Source organism: Brenneria sp. L4-2C (assembly GCF_040240335.1).
Classification (GTDB): domain Bacteria; phylum Pseudomonadota; class Gammaproteobacteria; order Enterobacterales; family Enterobacteriaceae; genus Brenneria.
The window spans coordinates 817,587-836,263 of record NZ_JBEIAC010000001.1 but is presented as its reverse complement, the minus strand read 5'-3'; the positions used below and the strand labels follow the sequence as shown (position 1 = coordinate 836,263).

The window sequence follows — 18,677 nt, the reverse complement described above, 5'->3', positions numbered from 1 at the left end:
TAAAGCGATTATAAACCGTTTTCCAGGAGCCATATCGCTCAGGTAAATCGCGCCATGGCGCACCAGAACACAACACCCAGAACATACCGTTGATGACTTTACGATGCTCAGCCCATGGGCGTCCGGCTCGTGGGGATGTAGGTTCAGCAGGCAGTAAGGGCTGGATGATGCTCCATGCTTCATCGGGAAGATCGTATCGGGCCATATCTTAAAGTGTTGTGGAAATAAGTAGTTACTATAGCTCAGATGATTAAGGGACACAGCCTACACCTTTACAAGTTTTCAAAACCCCTCGGCGTACGCGCCGTGTGGGTTCAAGTCCCACCCCGGCACCATCGATTAAAATCAAATTAAAACAAGAAGTTAATCAAAATTGATAGCCGCTTAATAAGCGGTTTTTTTGTTCCTGAAAATCCCTTTCCTAATATGATTTTCACCTCGATGTTAGATATGTATTTATTTTGACTTTTTATTCTGCCCGCCGACAACCGGTACGATCGCTATTTTACGGTCATATCTGACGGTTTGTCTGATTGTCATATGTCCTGAAATAGCCTGCTTCTCTGCCAGGTCCCTTCTAAATCAGAAACCCCTTTCTATGACCTCCGTTAAAAATGGGGGGATTACCGAATAACTCATTCACGATGGTATACTAACGTTGGTTATTAGTTTTTGAGCGATAGATTACAGGGGTATAATCATGAGTATGGATTTATCACATCTGGCCGAAATGACGCCATCTGAGGAAGCAAGGTTCTTTACCATTTTTGATCGACAACTGGAATATGATGACGGTGAAGAGTCCCGCGCCAATCTCCGTAGTGGCGTCGCAATTTATTACGCCGAACGAAATACGCCAGAAGGATGCGTTATCAAGGAGTATCCAGATGGACGTAAGGAACTGGTTAGCTTTATGACCGGCACTGAAAAAGTAGTTGAGGTTAAAGCCTGATGCGTCCCCAGCTGTGGGTTATTGCTGCCCCCAACGGGGCCGGTAAATCAACCTTAGTTAAACGTCATATCATGGGAAAGATGGCGGTTGTTATTCCTGATGATATTGCTCATTAGAAGGGGATAAGCAATCTTTACAGTTTTGCATGATTTTAGCGGCTAACATACTACAATACATAGCTAAAAAATTTTAAACGGAAGGGCTCATGTCAAACAGTGCAATCAGGATAAGAGGATTTCAAAAAGCAGAGGCGAGTCTGGAACTTGAAGGCATGAACCCAAACGGTACTCCTCTGTATGAAGATATTAAAAAGCGTATTATTTCCGGTGAAATATCCTACGAGCAGGGCAAAGCAGAAGTTTTTGAGTACCATTCCCGCCGTGCTAAACAATATCAAGCATGAATGACAAAAAAGGTCCGTATAAATCTGGTAAACCCTTTTATCGTCTAATCAGTCAATATCAGGAACAGATGGGGTCGTAGTCATCTTTCGATGCTACATACAAGATGTTGCAAGACATGGTCTTCATTCCTATATGATTCCCGCAAGTCTTTTACTCTGCCTCTACTTCTGCATATTCTGCTTATGCATCAGATAAAAATCGGCTAATGATGGAAACGCGTTGCTGGTCAAAATCGATGTTCAGGGTCGCGCCAAGCGGCAATGTCAACATAGGATGCGTATGGCAACAGTCGAATCCATCAATAATCGGCATGGATTGATCGCCCAGCACTTCGCGTAAAACATCATAGGGTTGGCGCCCGCTGCCGGCATGATTAAAAAGCTCGTGTTTACCTAATATGATCGCGCTGACCTTAGCGAAAACACCATTTAGCTTAAGCATGGAAAATGAACGTTCAACGGTGGCGATATTCTTCATACTGTCTTCGATAAAGAGGATGTCGCCGCGACGGATCTCAGGCATCCATTCACTTCCCCAAATTCCCGACAAGGTATTGAGATTCCCGCCGATAACGCGACCTTCAACCTGTCCTGAACCGATAAAGCGGCAGTTATTATCATAGAGTTTTTTGGCGCGTACAGGTTGCTTATCATTCCAGTTCAGGCACTCGTCAGTCCAGCTTTTTGGCAAGGTATAGCGATAGTTGCCGCTCCAGGGGCGTATCAATAGGTCAAAAAACGATTGATAAGTTAAATCAACAAGCGGAGGAAATTCGCCGAAAGAAGCCACCAATGCCGGGCCATAAAAGGTTATCAAACCTGTTTTAGCATAGATACCGGCCAGCAGCGCGGTGGTATCTGAATACCCGATGATGATTTTGGGATCGGCGATCAGCGCATCGTAATCCAAAAACGGCAGCAGAGAGTTACTATTACTGCCGCCAATGGTAGACATCACGCAACGAACCTGTGGATCGCGAAGCAGCGCATTGAACTCATCGGCACGCTCTGCTATTGAACCGGAACGATAATAGTCGGACTTTCCAGTCAAGCTACCGGCTTTAAGCCTAAAGCCTTTTGCTTGCAGATAGCGTCTTCCCCGATTAAAGCGGATGGGGGCTTCCACCGTGGCCGGTGAGGATGAGGAAAAGAAACCGATCGTATCGCCGATTTTTAATCGATTGGCTAATCGCCGAGCGCTTGATCCCAACATCTTAGCTCCTTGTTTTCTCTACTGAAGAGACCAACGGGATTAAATAAGAAGCAGAATATATCAATTGCGAGGCATACCGTCTAACTGGCGCGATTCGATCAATCACCGCCTGTCAGAGAATGAAACATACTATGCAGGGGAGGGGCGTCACTTGCGATAACAAGTGACAGGTTCTTGTATCCGGTTAATTTTTATGATTATTTTATTTTCCGGCACAAGAATTTATCTTTTATCACCCCATCAAAAAAGCGGCCTTTAGAGACAACCGCGGCAGAAATAAATTTCCCATGGGTACGAACAGGAACACCAATGTACTGATAAATATCTTTATTAATAAATTCTATTTCAAGAATGCGTTTTTCCGGATCGTATCCAATCGAACGAATCCTTGATGATGACACCAATTGCCGCTGCAATGACTGTCCCTCCTTTGTATGGAACGTTAGGTGAAACTATAAAGGATTTTAAGCGCGTCGTGTTGTCAATGATCAGGCTTATTTGTTGAATAACCATCAGAGTTTCGTTTTGCTATCGATTTGAATAAGGGAAATTCCAATGCGTTGGCGAGCGATATGCGGGCGATATCGCCCGCATGCGTGTCGGTTAAAAGGTTTCCCAATTGGTGTTATCGGTACTGGTTTTTTTGGACGCGGTTGAGGTTGAGGTCAGCGTCGGCATTGGCTTTATGGTTTTTTTCCCTCCCGGTTTTTCTACCGAGTCGGAAAGTTTGAAAATAGAGACGATTTCAGTCAAACGGCGCGCCTGCTCTTCAAGAGACGCGGATGCGGCGGTCGATTCTTCAACCAGCGCGGCGTTTTGCTGAGTAACGCTATCCATTTCGACAACGGCCTGACCAACCTGACTGATCCCTTTGCTCTGTTCATTCGACGCGGATGCGATTTCACCCATGATATCGGTGACGTTGGTTACGGCTTTCACAATGTTTTCCATGGCGTCGCCGGCAAGCGTTACCTGGTCAGAACCGGTTTTGACGTTATTAACCGATTCATCGATTAGCCCTTCAATCTCTTTTGCTGCCTGCGCACTACGCTGAGCCAGACTACGAACTTCACTGGCAACCACGGCAAATCCGCGCCCCTGTTCTCCGGCGCGCGCCGCCTCGACGGCCGCGTTCAGCGCGAGAATGTTGGTTTGAAAAGCAATGCTATTGATAACATTGATGATATCGGCGATTTTCTGCGAGCTGTTGGTGATTTGTCCCATTGTCTTGATGACATCATTGACAATATCTCCGCCATTGTTCGCCAGTTTCGACGCATTCTGCGCCAAAACGCTGGCCTGACTGGCGTTATCCGCATTCTGTTTAACGACGGCGCTGAGTTGCTCCATGCTGGCCGCGGTCTGTTCCAATGCCGATGCCTGTTCTTCCGTACGGGAAGATAAGTCCGTGTTGCCGGAGGCGATTTCACCTGAACCACGATAGATGGCGCCTGCGCTGTCGCGGATATCCGATACCGTCGTCACCCAGTTGTTCTGCATTTGCTGGAGAAAAGGAATCAACCGTCCGACACAGTTGTTGCCCATATCAATAATATGGGTATGTAAATGACCAACCGAAAGAACCTGGAGATGTTGTTTAATTATTTCAAGCGGTTTGACCACGAAAATGGCCAGATAGCGATCGGTGAGCAGTACGATAGCCAGACCAATAACCAGCGCGACAATCAGGATCTTCTGGCACCAGCTAACCCAGGCATCAATCCGGTGTTGCGCATCGCTTTTCAAGCCATCGATAACGACGTTGTATTTATCAATCGCGTTGGTGAAATTTTGGCGCAGAGGACGATAGGTCTGGGTGGCATAACTCACGAAGTCGTCAATACGGTCGGCTTTGACGGCTTCATAAAGCGGCAGTACGCCGTTGCTGTATAATTGATATGAGCTGTTATATATATCGTCAATGGTGGCGGGAGCGATATTGGCATGATCGGTCGTTTTGAACTCATTCAGACCGTTCCTGATTTGTTCTAACTCACTGCTCACTAATTGAAGTTCCGTATCCGCTTCAGCCGCATTGTTGTTCTGTTTTGCGCGTACGGCTCGCTCAAGCGCGCTGATAATACGGTAATACTGCCCGTTAGCGCCATTAATGATATCGCCGTTATTTTGCTGCACGTTGGTTAATTTCAGTTCAGACGTTAACTGACTCAGTGAATACAATGCAAACGCTGAAACTCCCCCCCAAAGTAGAGAAAAGAGTATAAGGATCAGAATCATCATGGTTCTGATTTTGATGTCGCGTATCAAGTGCATAGTTTAAATCCTGGTGGTAAATGATAAAACGATAATCCTAATGAAGACAGGATCGCTATTCGCGTGTCCCTTCGGGGGTCAGCCTGTCTGTAACCCAGCAGGCTGATCAATTGTCCATGGCGGTATATCTCTTGCGTTTTTGTTATCGGCAGGTAAATGGCTAATTCCATCAGCATTTACAATTATTTATTCTGATTAATGTTAATTTTTGTTACCGATGAGAATGACAGCCGAGACAGCGATACCGGGGAAGCAACGAATGGTCTAATCCGTCGCTAAATCAGGGTATCGCCGGGGGATAATTATCGATAGGGGAGAACAGGAAGATGAATGATTACTCCTGTGAGAGCGCTATGCGGTTCCTGCCATTGGCTTTTGCCTGATAAAGCGCGACATCGGCCGCATTTATCAAATATTCATAATCAGGATGCCCGTTGTACTCCGCAATGCCCGCACTAATGGTTATCGTGACTACCTCATTGTTTTGCAATCGGATTTTGTGGTTTTGAATTTTTTCTCTAAGCCGCTCGATAAAGGTATAGGCCGCATCTTTCGACGTTTCAATGAGGACGAACATAAACTCTTCTCCACCATAGCGAAATATGTAATCACTGCTTCTGGTGTTTTCATAAAAAAGTTCCGCCGTTTTCTTCAACACCGTATCGCCGACCGTATGACCGTAGGTATCGTTAATGGCTTTAAAATGGTCAATGTCGATCATCGCGATAGTGAGAGGGGCGCTTTTACGCATGGCCAACGAGGTTTCATGCCGCAAGATGGTCGGCAGAAAACGGCGATTCAGTAATAGCGTTAATGTATCCTTGCCGCTTTCCAACTTTTGTACTTCATCAAATAAAGATCCGATAAAAACGCGGATTTTATGGATCCTGTTTCTCACCGACTTAAGTAATGGCGCGTAGGCATCCTGCGTCAGAGGAATATTGTTATTAAAATGTCCGATATCTTCATCAACGGCGTTTATCATATCGCTGATCGCCTGCGCATCCGGCGTATTGCCGAAGTAAGGCTTCCCTTTGTGGTAAAACCATAAGCCGAAATCTGAATCCGTCAAGGATTGAACGGTTATCAGCGGCGCGCCGGTGGCGATATTAAAAATAAATGTGTTCTCCCAGTTTAACAGCGCCGCGTTTTGACGCTCCCGTTCTATATCGGCGTTATTCAGAAGTGATAACAGGCGGTATGATTCTTCGCTTTTTGCCGCGCTGGCGTGTGAATGCGAATAGGTGGCGCTCATTATCTCCGTTGCGATATCTATGGATATGGATGCAAAGCGCAGCGTTTCGAAACAGATGGATTTGTCGCTCGCCATCTGTGAAACATATTCATAGAGTTTCCATTTTAAGCGCCGGGCGCCGCGCCCGACCAATTCAATCGGAATACCGATGCGGGCATGAATCAGGCCGATTTTTTTCTGGTAGGCGATCAATTCATCCAAATTTTCGCCTGTGTTGGACAAAATCACTGCGATCCATTGCTGCATTGAGGAGAAAAGCCGGCTATGAACCTGCTGACTTGAGAGAAAAAGCGCCGCTTCCGGATCCTTTAGCATATGCGAGTAAAACTCACCCGCCAGCGTGGAGGACTTTTCCCTGGCTAGGGTATGCAACAGATTAAATGCATCTGGCGAGGTTATCGATATCAGTTTTTTCCATTCGGCTAGGGTGACGTGATTATCGTCTGTTTCTTCATTTGCTATTTGTCGATTAGAATTCAATAGTTCGTCCAACTTTCAACCTCTTCTACGGCTAGGAGGAGTGTACCAGATGAAGCTGATTAGTTTAGCCTGAGTGGTTGGCTTATGAAGAGGTATTTCTGCAAAAGCATGAGGGGTGGTAATTAAAGCAACGGTATATCATTTTCTTTATCGTCGGGTTTTCATCGATGGGGAAAATGTCTTTTCCACTGGGTATTTTGAGAAAGAGCTATGAAAGTTAATGATGTAGTTACGGTCAAGACCGACGGAAGAGCGCGCAGGGAAGGCGTTATTCTGGCTGTTGAAACGTTTCAGGAAGGGACCATGTACCTGGTCTCACTGGAAGATTATCCCGACGGCGTGTGGTTTTTCAATGAAGTTGAAAGCAAAGACGGGACGTTTGTCGAGCTTAAGTATCCGTCAGGCGAGTAATTTACGGCCGGTATTGTCCGACTAACGGTCAATACCGGCTGCGAGGAGGACGCCGGGTTAGCCGACGCTGCCGTTTTCGCTGCTCGACCCGACGGGTTAATTACCGCTACGGATCGTGATAACCGCGTCATTTGCTGACAACCGCGCAAAGCCGCCCAGAATAATGACAAATAAAGAAACGAACGATAAATGACTTGGCATACCAGGTTTGCCTTACCGTTCATATATTGCCGCTTTTATCTCCATTCGCTCATAGCCAGAACATGTAATTATATTTATCCTACGGCTGCGGTTCGTGCTGAGATTGTGTATTTAACTGTCGGCGCCGCTTCAGTTTTTCTAAATATTCCATCTGAATATCATCGCCGCATTGCAGTAAATCTGAACCCTGGCTTCTTGCGTTCTCCGTTATGCCGCCTATCCCTTTAACCAGGGAGGGCGTCGCGGGTTATGAATCGCAAAAGGCGGATAACTATTTGATGATAAAATGGAAAGATAGAGTGTTATTACTCAATGCCGGATAGGCGCGGCCGGATATGCTGACGATGCGATGTTATTCATCGTTTTTCTGAATTCAATCATCGGGTATTCCTGCATCAGGATGATGATTTGATTTATCGGTAATTTACCCGACAGATGTCTTGCAGCCTATGGGTAATGAATCCATTGATATCATCTGTCGGCATGATGTTTTAAAATAAAGGGTTTCCCTATTATTTATGGTGTGTATGGAAAAGCATTATCGTTATAGGAATTTATTAAATGACGTTATTTTTGTTGCAACAGTTTTATTCCAAAAGTTAACAATGTTGAGTGAGGATGATTTATAAAGGTTAATTAGCGTTATTTAGCGCTTTTTTATTAATTTATCCGCGAGATTGCGCCATCATGCGAAACTTGCCGAGCCACTTTCGATAATGCATCTTACCTTATCAATTCGCCTGGCGGAGGTCGGCTCGCGGAAGGCGATAATTGGCAGAAATTTACATTTACTGACAATTAAATGACTGGTGCTAACACCGGCTGTGGGTTGGCGTTAGTTTTATGTAAATAATGTAATTATTCATATTAATATAAAATATTCTTAACTTTTTTGTTTGATATTTCTGCTTATTTATCAGTCAAATACAAATATGCGAGCGTTTTTTGATCATCGGTTATACCGATTTGTAACATTTAATGGCGTTTTGCTGTATTAAAAATGCAGGATAAAAAACGACTGTCGGCGGAAAAGTTGTTCACGGCGCTTCCAATTTTGTGATCTGTATCACATAATCATCAAAATCACTCGTCGGCCGCGTTGTATGTGCTAAGGATTAGGCGGTACAGTTGCATTGATTTAGGATTAATCCTATGCTGTGGCTTTGCAGATGTAAGCTTGAACGATTTTAATGTACAAGATGGCGAATGGAGTCGACGCATAATGGATAAAGTTGACAGATGTGCATACGGTCTAAATAAATATAAGAAGAGATAACCAGCATTTGGCTGGTGCTTTTATGCCATCCATGGAGAGTGATTTTTGAACTGGGCGATATGCTCTATCACCTAACTTATGTGTTAAACGTAGCCTGTTGGGATGGGAATTATGGGTACCTCTGAATTACTCAAACACATTTACGACATTAATCTGTCTTATTTGTTACTGGCACAGCGTTTAATTAACGACGAAAAGGCTTCGGCTATGTTTCGTTTAGGCATTGATGAAGAGATGGCCGATATGCTGATGAATCTCACTTTGCCGCAAATGGTTAAATTAGCTGAAACCAATCAACTGATATGTCATTTCCGTTTTAATGATCACAATACCATCAAACTCTTGACTCAGGAATCGCGTGTGGACGATCTGCAACAGATACATACGGGGATTCTGCTGTCGAGCCATTTATTACAACAGTTGACTTCGAAAGAAGAAAATCTGCCTAAGAAAAGGGCATTGTAATGGCGGAAAAAAGTATTGTTCAGGAAGCGAAAGATATCCAGTTAGCAATGGAGCTCATTTCTCTGGGTGCTCGTTTGCAGATGTTGGAAAGTGAAACACAGTTAAGCCGCGGCCGCTTAATCAAGTTATACAAAGAACTTAGGGGAAATCCGCCGCCGAAAGGCATGCTGCCTTTTTCAACGGATTGGTTTATGACCTGGGAACAGAATATTCACTCATCGATGTTCTACAACGCCTATAGTTTTTTGTTAAAAAGCGGTCAGTGCTGCGGCGTCGAGGCGGTAATTCGCGCCTATCGTCTCTATCTGGAGCAATGTCCGCCGCAAAATGATACGCCATTGCTGGCGTTAACCCGCGCATGGACGTTAGTGCGTTTTGTCGACAGCGGTATGTTGCAACTCTCTGCGTGCAGCTGCTGTAACGGTATGTTTATCACTCACGCGCATCAACCCAAAAACAGTTTTGCCTGTAGCCTGTGCCAACCCCCTTCCAGAGCGGTAAAAAGACGTAAACTTTCACAAAACCTTGCCGATATTATACCTCAACTGCTGGATGAACAGGTAAAACACGCAGTCTGAGCCTGGTAGCGATTTGTGAATCTATCACTGTTTGTTATTGAGGGCAGTGATAGATATCTTCTCAAGTAATTCCTGCCGTCGCGCTGCGTTTTATCTCTCTCCAGCCCACCTTTTGTTTATAAGGATCTCTTGTGCTGGTTATATTGGGTTATATCGTAATTATGGGGTCGGTACTTGGCGGTTATCTCATGGTCGGTGGGGCCCTGGGCGCGCTTTATCAACCTTCTGAACTATTGATCATCGGTGGGGCCGCCGTTGGCGCCTTTATCGTTGGTAACAATGGTAAAGCGATAAAAGCCACGTTGCGCGCGTTACCGCTTTTAATGAAAAAATCTAAATACAACAAAGGGTTGTATATGGATTTGATGGCGGTTCTTTTTCGACTGATGGCCAAGTCGCGTCAACAGGGCATGCTTTCGCTGGAGTTTGACATCGATAACCCCAATGAGAGCGAAATCTTCTCCAGCTATCCCAACATTTTGTCTGATAGCAACCTTATCGAATTCATCACCGACTATCTCCGTCTGATGGTGAGCGGCAACATGAACGCGTTTGAAATTGAAACGCTGATGGATGAGGAAATCGAGACCGTCGAACACGAAAGCGAAGTGCCGGCAACCAGCCTGACCATGATGGGGGACGGCTTGCCCGCGTTTGGTATCGTGGCGGCGGTAATGGGAGTGGTGCATTCTCTGGCCTATGTTGACCGCCCGGCGGCGGAACTGGGGATGATGATCGCGCATGCGATGGTTGGGACCTTCCTGGGGATCCTGCTGGCCTACGGCTTCGTTTCTCCACTTGCCGCGCTGTTACGGCAGAAAAATGCCGAGAAGATCAAAATATTGCAGTGCATCAAGGTGACGCTGCTTTCCAGCCTGAATGGCTATGCGCCGCAGATCGCCGTCGAATTTGGCCGCAAAACCCTCTATTCGACGGAGCGTCCTTCGTTCACCGAACTGGAAGAGCACATCCGCCGCGTGAAAGCGCCGGCTCAGCAGAAAACGTCGGAAAGTGACGCATGAAACACCAACACCCCATTATTCGCAAAAAGCGTAAATCCGGTCATGCCGGCCATCACGGCGGCTCCTGGAAAATCGCCTATGCCGATTTTATGACGGCCATGATGGCGCTGTTTTTGGTGATGTGGTTGATTGCGATTTCCACGCCGATGCAGCTTGCGCAGATCGCGGAATACTTTCGCACGCCATTAAAAATAGCCTTGACCGGCGGCACCAAGGCCAGCGAAAGCGAAAGTCCCATTCCCGGCGGCGGGGATGATCCGACCCAGCAGCAGGGCGAAGTGAAAAAAAATATAAAAATAGACTCGCCGGAACGTCGGTTGGATGAAATCAGGCTGAATCGTCTGCGCGAGCGGTTGGATCAGCTTATTGAATCCGATCCGCGCTTGCGGGCCTTGCGTCCCCATTTGCTGATTGAAATGGTGGATGAAGGGCTGCGTATCCAGATTATTGATAGCCAAAACCGCCCGATGTTCAAAACAGGCAGCTCGCAGGTCGAGCCTTATATGCGGGATATTTTGCGCGCCATTGCCCCCATTTTGAATGATATTCCCAACAAACTGAGTATTTCCGGGCATACCGATGACGTTCCCTACGCTATGGGCGAGCGCGGCTACAGCAACTGGGAATTGTCCGCCGATCGCGCCAATGCGTCACGCCGGGAGTTGATCATCGGCGGGTTGTCCGAGGGGAAAGTTCTGCGGGTGGTCGGCATGGCGTCAACCATGAGCCTGAAGCAGGCCGCTACCAGCACGGATGAGATAAATCGCCGTATCAGTCTGTTAGTGCTGACCAGAGAGGCGCAGAGAAATATCGAGCATGAGAATGCCGAACAAGCGACGAAAGATTTGGGATCGCCGGAAGATTTACGCAATATGGGGCTGGAAAATCCTAAACCTACCGCTTCATCTGCCGACAATAATAGTGATGTGGATAAAAGGGATGAAATTTCACCACAACCCGTAAATGGAGTTCCTGCTCCAGAGCGTCAACAGCCGACTACTGAGTTGCCTGCTGCGCCAGACAGTCAGGCGACGCCTTCTCAATAAGCCGCGATTCACAAGAGGTGACCACGTGAGCATGGACATGAGCGCTTTCTATCAAACATTTTTTGATGAAGCCGATGAATTACTGGCGGATATGGAACAGCATCTGCTGTTGCTCGATCCGCAAGATCCTGATACGGAACAAATGAATGCCATTTTTCGGGCGGCTCACTCGATAAAGGGGGGCGCCGGGACATTCGGCTTTACCGTTTTACAGGAAACCACGCATCTTTTAGAAAACCTACTCGATGGTGCCAGACGCGGTGAAATGCGTCTTAGCACCGACATTATCAACCTGTTTTTGGAAACTAAAGACATTATGCAGGAACAGTTGGACGCCTATAAAACCGCGCAGGAGCCCAATGCCGAGAGCTTTGAGTATATCTGTCAGGCTCTGCGCCAACTGGCATTAGAGTCTCAGGCGGAAAGCGCCGCGCCGCAGACGCCGACCGCGCCGGCCGCTGAGAATAATCCAGCCGCGCCTGCGTCAGTCGGGCAGGGCGAGATGCGAATTTCCCTGACTGGTCTTAAGCCGCAGGAAATTCCGCAAATGCTGGAAGAACTCGGCAACCTGGGTACCGTGAAGGATCCGCACCAGACGGATAACAGCCTGGAAGTCACGTTGGCGACATCGGACAGTGAAGATGATATCAGCGCGGTTTTGTGTTTCGTGCTGGAGCCTGAGCAAATCCACTTTCACGCGGTGACGGCCACGGCCGGTCAACAGGAAACCGCGCCAGCGCAAGACGAAGCGAAACCAGCTGTAGAAGCGCCAGCGGCACCAGCAGCACCGGCTCCCGCCGCCGCCGCCAAGCCGCAGCACGTCCCCAGCGCCGCGAAACACAAAACCGGCGACACCAGTATTCGCGTAGCGGTGGAGAAGGTTGATCAGTTGATAAACCTGGTCGGCGAATTGGTCATTACCCAGTCCATGCTGGCCCAGCGTTCCAGCGAACTTGACCCCGTCGCACATGGCGACTTGCTCAATAGCATGGGGCAATTGGAGCGTAATGCCCGTGATTTGCAAGAGTCGGTGATGTCCATCCGTATGATGCCGATGGAGTACGTGTTCAGTCGCTTCCCGCGTCTGGTTCGCGATTTGGCGGCCAAGCTAGACAAACAGGTGGAACTGACATTGCTCGGCAGCTCTACCGAGTTGGATAAGAGCCTGATTGAACGAATTATTGACCCGCTTACCCATCTGGTGCGCAACAGTCTTGATCACGGTATCGAATCACCGGAGAAACGCATCGCGGCGGGTAAATCGGAAGTCGGCAATCTGACGCTGTCCGCCGAACATCAGGGCGGCAATATCTGCATTGAAGTCGTCGATGACGGCGCCGGTCTTAACCGTGAAAAGATTTTGGCGAAAGCGCTTTCGCAAGGACTGGCGGTCAGCGACAGCATGTCCGATGAGGAAGTCGGCATGTTGATCTTCGCCCCCGGCTTCTCTACCGCGGAGAAAGTGACCGACGTTTCCGGGCGGGGCGTTGGCATGGATGTGGTGAAACGTAACATTCAGGAAATGGGCGGCCATGTCGAAATCCATTTCCAGGCGGGGAAAGGCACCACGATCCGCATTTTGTTGCCGTTAACCCTGGCGATCCTCGACGGCATGTCGGTGAAGGTTAATAACGATGTCTTTATCCTGCCGCTTAACGCGGTGATGGAATCGCTACAGCCGCAGGCCGAGGACTTATACCCGCTGGCCGGCGGAGAACGCGTGTTGCAAGTGCGCGGCGAGTACTTGCCGCTGGTTGAGCTGTTCCATATCTTTGATGTGGATGGCGCGAAAACCGATCCGACCCAGGGCATTGTGGTGATATTGCAAAGCGCAGGGCGTCGTTATGCGCTGTTGGTGGATCAGTTAATCGGCCAGCATCAGGTTGTCGTCAAGAACCTGGAAAGTAATTATCGCAAGGTGCCGGGCGTTTCCGCCGCGACTATTTTGGGTGACGGCAGTGTCGCGCTGATTGTGGATGTTTCGGCGTTACAGGCGCTTAATCGTGAAAAACGCGTGGTTGAAACCGCTGCTTAACAATAAATAGAAGGTTGATGAAAGGTGGAAAACATGACTGGACTTGCAAACGTCACGAAATTAGCGGGTGAAACGGTGGGACAGGAATTCCTGATTTTTACTCTGGGTGACGAAGAGTACGGCGTTGATATCTTAAAGGTACAGGAAATCCGCGGTTATGATCAGGTAACCCGCATCGCCAATACGCCCGCCTTTATTAAAGGCGTGACCAATCTGCGTGGCGTGATTGTTCCGATTGTCGATTTGCGTATTAAATTTGCCCAGCAGGAAGTGGATTACGACGACAACACCGTGGTTATCGTTTTGAATCTCGGGCAGCGCGTGGTCGGCATCGTTGTCGATGGCGTATCCGATGTGCTTTCTTTAACCGCCGATCAGATTCGCCCTGCGCCGGAATTTGCCGTCACGCTGTCAACCGAGTACCTGACGGGATTAGGTTCATTGGGCGAAAGAATGCTGATCCTGGTCGATATAGAAAAACTGCTCAGCAGTGAAGAAATGGCGCTGGTCGACAGCGTGACGAAAATCTGAGTGCATTGTTGATCCGCGGGGCCATCTGCCGGCCCCGCGCTTTTCCCTTCGTATTTCTCCCGCCATTCGAAAAATCATAAAGATTTTCGTCGTCATGCCGATACTAGCGACAGGTGATCTACTCAAGGGAAATGAATATGTTCAATCGCATGAAAGTTGTTACAAGTTTGATCCTGATATTGGTGTTATTTGGCGCGCTTCAGCTGGTTTCGGCTGGTTTGTTTTTTGGCTCGCTAAAAAATGATAAAGATATTTTCAGTTCAACGCAGGTTATCAATCAGAAGAAAGCAGACTTAGATGCCGCGTGGTCATACTTGCTACAAACGCGAAATACATTAAACCGGGCGGGCATTCGCGTTGCCCTGGATAAGGAAGGGCAAGGCGTGGGCGCCGCGTTTGATGAACTGCTCGCCCTGGCCAAAACGCAGTTGGACTCGGCCGGTGCGCATTTTAGCAACTATGAAAAAACGGCGCTGGTCGAGCAACAGGATCCGGCGGTCGCCCGCGCGGTGAAAGAGAACTATGCGGCGCTGCATCAGGCTCTGTCTGAACTGGTCCAGTTTCTGGCCAACGATGAGTTCGCAAAATTCGTCGAACAGCCCACCCAGGGATTTCAGGATAACTTTGAAAAGGCCTATTACGCCTATCAGGCGGATAGTGAGAGGTTGCATCAGTCGGGGATCGCTGAAAACGACTCGGCTTATGATTCTGCGCTTTGGGTATTAGGCGCCATCGTTATTTTGGTTCTCGCCCTGGTGCTGATTGCCTGGTTCGGCGTTCAAAAATTAATCACCCGGCCGCTCCATACCCTTGTCGAGCATATCCGCCATCTGGCCCGGGGCGATCTGACGAAGGCGATCGATTTTCACAGCAAAAATGAAATGGGGATATTGGCGGACAGTATCCGGAATATGCAAAGCGAGTTTATTACCACGGTAGGCGCGGTGCGTCAGGGCGCGGATGCCATTTATAGCGGCGCCGGCGAAATCAGCGCGGGCAATCACAATCTTTCCTCGCGCACCGAGCAGCAGGCAGCCTCTCTGGAGGAAACGGCGGCCAGTATGGAGCAACTGACTTCCACCGTGAAACAGAACGCCGAGAATGCCCGTCAGGCCAGCCAATTGGCGTTAAGCGCGTCGGAAACCGCGCAGCGGGGCGGCAAGGTCGTCGATAACGTGGTCAAAACGATGCACAACATTGCCGGCAGCTCGCAAAAAATTGCCGATATCACCAGCGTGATCGACGGCATTGCTTTCCAGACCAACATTCTGGCATTGAACGCGGCCGTTGAAGCGGCGCGGGCCGGGGAGCAGGGGCGCGGTTTTGCGGTGGTGGCCGGTGAAGTGCGTAATCTGGCGCAGCGCAGCGCCCAGGCGGCAAAAGAAATTAAAGGTTTGATTGAAGATTCTGTAAATCGTGTCGATGAAGGATCTGTGCTGGTTGAAAGCGCGGGTGAAACGATGGAGGAAATCGTCAGCGCGGTAACCCGCGTAACGGACATCATGGGTGAGATTGCCTCCGCTTCCGATGAGCAAAGTAAAGGTATCGATCAGGTCAGCCAGGCGATCACCGAGATGGACAGCGTGACGCAGCAAAATGCGTCGTTAGTCGAAGAGTCCGCTTCCGCCGCCGTGGCGCTGGAAGAGCAGGTGAAGCTGCTTAATGAGGCTGTCGCGGCATTTCGTATTGCCGATACCGATACCGGTGGCAATGTTTCCCCAACCGCACAGGCGGAAAGCCGGCAGAAACCGGCTTTGTTGGCGGTCGCCGGGAATACGGATAAAAAGTCGAAAGGAAGTCCGTCGGCGGAGAATTGGGAAACGTTCTGATAAAGAGCGTCGCCACGGGATAAGGCGAGAATGCCTGCCGATATGCGCGTCAGTCGCATGGCGAGTTTGTCGGCCGGCGCTTCAGGGCGCGCGTTCATGGGCAATCGAGTAAATCGTGCAGGCTGTTACTGAGATGGGTAGCGCCACAATACAGCGTTAGTAGAACAAGTATCGCGTTCGCTCGCGGAGCGGGTCGCGTTACTGACCATACAGAGTCAGTTTTGATCTTGTCTCGCCACAAGATGACTATCTGATAAATGATAACAAAGACAAACCTGCTACAGCTGTAAGGGAAGTTCAGATTGGAAAAGACCATAGCAAACATAGATATTCGGGCGGTCTAACATGAAGAGTATACCATCGCCAAATCGCCCGGAGCCTGCATCTATCTTGACGCAGATGGTAGACCGGTTGCCGTTGTCGGACGTCCATTTCCGCCGCATCAGCCAGTTAATTTATCAGCGTGCCGGTATCGTGTTGGCCGACCACAAAAGAGAAATGGTTTACAACCGTTTGGTGAGGCGTTTGCGTTTGCTTGGGATCAATGATTTCGGTCAGTACCTGGCATTGTTGGAATCCGATCCCAACAGCGCTGAATGGCAGGCATTCATTAATGCGCTAACGACCAACCTGACGGCATTTTTCCGTGAAGCGCATCATTTCCCGATATTGGCCGAACATGCCCGTCAGCGGCCCAATGGCTACAGCATCTGGAGTACCGCGGCGTCGACGGGGGAGGAACCCTATTCTCTGGCGATGACGCTGGCCGAAGTATTTGGTCATCGTGCCAACAGCAGTTGTCAGGTCGTCGCCAGCGATATCGACACGCAGGTATTGGAAAAAGCCTCGGCCGGTATCTACCGGCAGGAAGAACTGCGTTCGCTTTCTCCGCAGCAACTACAGCGTTTCTTTTTGCGGGGGACCGGCCCACACAGCGGATTGGTGCGGGTGCGGCCGGAACTGGCGTCGATGGTGCATTTTCAGCAACTGAATTTGTTGGCGCCGGAGTGGCCGGTTCCTGCGCCGTTTGATGCTATTTTTTGCCGTAACATAATGATTTATTTTGATAAAGAAACGCAGGAACGTATTTTGCGTCGCTTTGTCCCGTTACTTAAGCCAGGCGGATTGCTATTTGCCGGTCATTCAGAGAATTTCAGCCAGATTAGTCGAGAGTTCTATTTGCGCGGGCAGACTGTCTATGGACTGGCTAAGGAAAGATAATGAATAAAATTAAAGTATTATGCGTTGATGACTCTGCCCTTATGCGCCAGATCATGACCGAAATCATTAACAGCCACCCCGATATGGAGGTGGTCGCGACGGCGCCCGATCCGCTGGTCGCCCGCGACCTGATTAAAAAATTTAATCCGCAGGTATTAACGCTGGATGTCGAAATGCCGCGTATGGACGGATTGGATTTTCTCGAAAAGTTAATGCGTTTGCGTCCGATGCCGGTGGTGATGGTGTCGTCTCTGACCGGTAAAGGATCTGAAATCACCTTACGCGCCCTGGAATTGGGGGCGATCGATTTTGTCACCAAACCGCAGTTGGGCATTCGCGAAGGCATGCTGGCATACAGCGAATTGATCGCTGAAAAAATTCGCATGGCCGCCAAGGCGCGCCTGCCGCAGCGCAGACAGTCCAATGAGCCGATGGCGATTATTCAACATACGCCATTGCTCAGTAGTGAAAAGCTCATTGCGATAGGGGCATCGACCGGGGGAACCGAGGCGATACGTCACGTATTGCAGCCTTTGCCGCCGACCAGCCCGGCGTTGCTGATTACCCAGCATATGCCGCCCGGATTTACCAAATCTTTCGCCGAACGGCTGAATAAATTATGTCAGATCACCGTAAAGGAAGCCGAGGATGGCGAGCGCGTTTTGCCCGGTCATGCCTATATTGCGCCGGGAGCGCGGCATCTTGAACTGGCGCGCAGCGGCGCTAATTACCAGGTGCGCTTAAATGACGGCCCGCCGGTTAACCGTCACCGTCCATCGGTTGATGTATTGTTTCGTTCGGTTGCGCAGTATGCCGGGCGAAATGCCGTAGGGGTCATCCTTACGGGAATGGGAAACGACGGAGCTGCCGGTTTGTTGGAACTTCATCAGGCCGGTGCCTACACCCTGGCACAAAACGAAGCAAGTTGCGTGGTATTCGGTATGCCGCGTGAAGCTATCGCTATGGGGGGCGTCGACGAAGTGGTGGATTTGCACCAGGTTAGCCAGCGGATGTTGGCTCAAATCTCTGCCGGACAGGCATTACGTATATAAGCAGCTCCCGGTGAGCAATAAATATTTTAGGAGTAGGTATGGCCGATAAAGAACTCAGGTTTTTAGTAGTGGATGATTTTTCGACAATGCGCCGAATTGTTCGCAACCTACTAAAGGAGCTGGGCTTTAATAATGTGGAAGAGGCGGAAGATGGTGCCGATGCACTGAACAAATTGCGCGCCGGTGCTTTCGATTTCGTTATTTCCGACTGGAATATGCCCAATATGGATGGTTTGGAGTTGCTGCAAACCATTCGCGCCGACGCGGCGCTTTCAAAACTTCCGGTGCTGATGGTCACGGCGGAAGCGAAGAAAGAAAACATTATCGCCGCCGCACAGGCGGGTGCCAGCGGTTATGTCGTTAAACCATTTACTGCGGCTACCCTGGAAGAGAAGCTGGGTAAGATATTTGAAAAACTGGGTATGTAAGGGGA

At 49.0% G+C, this 18,677-nt stretch carries 18 protein-coding genes and 1 pseudogene; 13 read left to right on the top strand and 6 right to left on the bottom strand.

Annotated features, from left to right (window positions below):
* Both ABRZ26_RS03925 and ABRZ26_RS03920 read right to left on the bottom strand, forming a co-directional pair.
* Positions 1–205: transposase (locus ABRZ26_RS03925; RefSeq protein ID WP_319602908.1), on the bottom strand; the 205-nt coding region annotated here is incomplete at its 3' end.
* Between the two features lie 251 nt (positions 206–456).
* Positions 457–596: pseudogene (locus ABRZ26_RS03920) on the bottom strand (integrase); the annotation flags it as partial.
* Between the two features lie 110 nt (positions 597–706).
* Between ABRZ26_RS03920 and ABRZ26_RS03915 the strand changes: the two are divergent.
* Complete coding sequence (locus tag ABRZ26_RS03915; protein ID WP_319602957.1) at positions 707–952, top strand: hypothetical protein; 246 nt, start codon at positions 707–709, stop codon at positions 950–952.
* A gap of 205 nt (positions 953–1,157) precedes the next feature.
* Positions 1,158–1,355, top strand: a complete 198-nt coding sequence (locus ABRZ26_RS03910) for an antitoxin VbhA family protein (RefSeq protein ID WP_319602907.1) — start codon at positions 1,158–1,160, stop codon at positions 1,353–1,355.
* Positions 1,356–1,536: 181 nt separating this feature from the next.
* Here the strand turns inward: ABRZ26_RS03910 and ABRZ26_RS03905 are convergent, their stop codons facing one another.
* The 4 genes from ABRZ26_RS03905 to ABRZ26_RS03890 form a co-directional block, all read right to left on the bottom strand.
* On the bottom strand, positions 1,537–2,568 hold the full coding sequence (locus ABRZ26_RS03905) for a S66 family peptidase (protein WP_319602906.1): 1,032 nt from the start codon (positions 2,566–2,568) through the stop codon (positions 1,537–1,539).
* Positions 2,569–2,765: 197 nt separating this feature from the next.
* Positions 2,766–2,984 (bottom strand): KTSC domain-containing protein, encoded by a 219-nt coding sequence (locus tag ABRZ26_RS03900; protein WP_319602905.1) that lies wholly within the window; start codon positions 2,982–2,984, stop codon positions 2,766–2,768.
* Positions 2,985–3,171: 187 nt separating this feature from the next.
* Complete coding sequence (locus tag ABRZ26_RS03895) at positions 3,172–4,842, bottom strand: methyl-accepting chemotaxis protein (RefSeq protein ID WP_319602904.1); 1,671 nt, start codon at positions 4,840–4,842, stop codon at positions 3,172–3,174.
* Positions 4,843–5,176: 334 nt separating this feature from the next.
* On the bottom strand, positions 5,177–6,577 hold the full coding sequence (locus tag ABRZ26_RS03890; RefSeq protein WP_319602903.1) for a diguanylate cyclase: 1,401 nt from the start codon (positions 6,575–6,577) through the stop codon (positions 5,177–5,179).
* A 210-nt stretch (positions 6,578–6,787) separates the two neighbouring features.
* Between ABRZ26_RS03890 and dsrB the strand changes: the two genes are divergently transcribed.
* The 11 genes from dsrB (at position 6,788) to cheY (ending at position 18,672) form a co-directional block, all read left to right on the top strand.
* Positions 6,788–6,988 carry a protein DsrB gene (gene dsrB / locus ABRZ26_RS03885; protein WP_319602902.1) on the top strand — a complete coding sequence of 67 codons (201 nt, stop codon included), beginning with the start codon at positions 6,788–6,790 and terminating at the stop codon, positions 6,986–6,988.
* Positions 6,989–8,576: 1,588 nt separating this feature from the next.
* Positions 8,577–8,930: a flagellar transcriptional regulator FlhD gene (gene flhD / locus ABRZ26_RS03880; RefSeq protein ID WP_319602901.1), complete on the top strand. Its 354-nt coding sequence runs from the start codon at positions 8,577–8,579 to the stop codon at positions 8,928–8,930.
* Positions 8,930–9,508: a flagellar transcriptional regulator FlhC gene (flhC, locus tag ABRZ26_RS03875; protein WP_319602900.1), complete on the top strand. Its 579-nt coding sequence runs from the start codon at positions 8,930–8,932 to the stop codon at positions 9,506–9,508. Before flhD ends, flhC begins: the two co-directional genes overlap by 1 nt.
* Positions 9,509–9,639: 131 nt before the next feature.
* Positions 9,640–10,530, top strand: coding sequence for a flagellar motor stator protein MotA (motA, locus tag ABRZ26_RS03870; RefSeq protein WP_319602899.1), 891 nt, complete (start codon positions 9,640–9,642; stop codon positions 10,528–10,530).
* Positions 10,527–11,576, top strand: coding sequence for a flagellar motor protein MotB (motB, locus tag ABRZ26_RS03865; protein WP_319602898.1), 1,050 nt, complete (start codon positions 10,527–10,529; stop codon positions 11,574–11,576). The genes motA and motB overlap by 4 nt, the downstream gene beginning before the upstream one ends.
* A gap of 37 nt (positions 11,577–11,613) precedes the next feature.
* On the top strand, positions 11,614–13,611 hold the full coding sequence (gene cheA, locus ABRZ26_RS03860) for a chemotaxis protein CheA (protein WP_319602956.1): 1,998 nt from the start codon (positions 11,614–11,616) through the stop codon (positions 13,609–13,611).
* 33 nt (positions 13,612–13,644) lie between these two features.
* Positions 13,645–14,142: a chemotaxis protein CheW gene (gene cheW / locus ABRZ26_RS03855; RefSeq protein ID WP_319602897.1), complete on the top strand. Its 498-nt coding sequence runs from the start codon at positions 13,645–13,647 to the stop codon at positions 14,140–14,142.
* Positions 14,143–14,279: 137 nt separating this feature from the next.
* Positions 14,280–15,971 (top strand): methyl-accepting chemotaxis protein, encoded by a 1,692-nt coding sequence (locus tag ABRZ26_RS03850; protein ID WP_319602896.1) that lies wholly within the window; start codon positions 14,280–14,282, stop codon positions 15,969–15,971.
* A gap of 345 nt (positions 15,972–16,316) precedes the next feature.
* Complete coding sequence (cheR, locus tag ABRZ26_RS03845) at positions 16,317–17,192, top strand: protein-glutamate O-methyltransferase CheR (protein ID WP_319602895.1); 876 nt, start codon at positions 16,317–16,319, stop codon at positions 17,190–17,192.
* Positions 17,192–18,244: a protein-glutamate methylesterase/protein-glutamine glutaminase gene (locus ABRZ26_RS03840; protein WP_319602894.1), complete on the top strand. Its 1,053-nt coding sequence runs from the start codon at positions 17,192–17,194 to the stop codon at positions 18,242–18,244. The genes cheR and ABRZ26_RS03840 overlap by 1 nt, the downstream gene beginning before the upstream one ends.
* Positions 18,245–18,282: 38 nt before the next feature.
* On the top strand, positions 18,283–18,672 hold the full coding sequence (gene cheY, locus ABRZ26_RS03835) for a chemotaxis response regulator CheY (RefSeq protein WP_319602893.1): 390 nt from the start codon (positions 18,283–18,285) through the stop codon (positions 18,670–18,672).
* Positions 18,673–18,677 lie beyond the last annotated feature (5 nt).

Excerpts from the sequence above, each read along its gene's own strand:
- cheW (WP_319602897.1), top strand. The coding sequence starts at position 13,645 with ATGACTGGACTTGCAAACGTCACGAAATTAGCGGGTGAAACGGTGGGA.
- ABRZ26_RS03840 (WP_319602894.1), top strand. The coding sequence starts at position 17,192 with ATGAATAAAATTAAAGTATTATGCGTTGATGACTCTGCCCTTATGCGC.
- cheR (WP_319602895.1), top strand. The coding sequence starts at position 16,317 with ATGAAGAGTATACCATCGCCAAATCGCCCGGAGCCTGCATCTATCTTG.
- motB (WP_319602898.1), top strand. The coding sequence starts at position 10,527 with ATGAAACACCAACACCCCATTATTCGCAAAAAGCGTAAATCCGGTCAT.
- ABRZ26_RS03915 (WP_319602957.1), top strand. The coding sequence starts at position 707 with ATGGATTTATCACATCTGGCCGAAATGACGCCATCTGAGGAAGCAAGG.
- ABRZ26_RS03910 (WP_319602907.1), top strand. The coding sequence starts at position 1,158 with ATGTCAAACAGTGCAATCAGGATAAGAGGATTTCAAAAAGCAGAGGCG.
- flhD (WP_319602901.1), top strand. The coding sequence starts at position 8,577 with ATGGGTACCTCTGAATTACTCAAACACATTTACGACATTAATCTGTCT.
- flhC (WP_319602900.1), top strand. The coding sequence starts at position 8,930 with ATGGCGGAAAAAAGTATTGTTCAGGAAGCGAAAGATATCCAGTTAGCA.
- dsrB (WP_319602902.1), top strand. The coding sequence starts at position 6,788 with ATGAAAGTTAATGATGTAGTTACGGTCAAGACCGACGGAAGAGCGCGC.
- cheA (WP_319602956.1), top strand. The coding sequence starts at position 11,614 with ATGAGCGCTTTCTATCAAACATTTTTTGATGAAGCCGATGAATTACTG.
- ABRZ26_RS03905 (WP_319602906.1), bottom strand. The coding sequence starts at position 2,568 with ATGTTGGGATCAAGCGCTCGGCGATTAGCCAATCGATTAAAAATCGGC.
- cheY (WP_319602893.1), top strand. The coding sequence starts at position 18,283 with ATGGCCGATAAAGAACTCAGGTTTTTAGTAGTGGATGATTTTTCGACA.
- ABRZ26_RS03895 (WP_319602904.1), bottom strand. The coding sequence starts at position 4,842 with ATGCACTTGATACGCGACATCAAAATCAGAACCATGATGATTCTGATC.
- ABRZ26_RS03850 (WP_319602896.1), top strand. The coding sequence starts at position 14,280 with ATGTTCAATCGCATGAAAGTTGTTACAAGTTTGATCCTGATATTGGTG.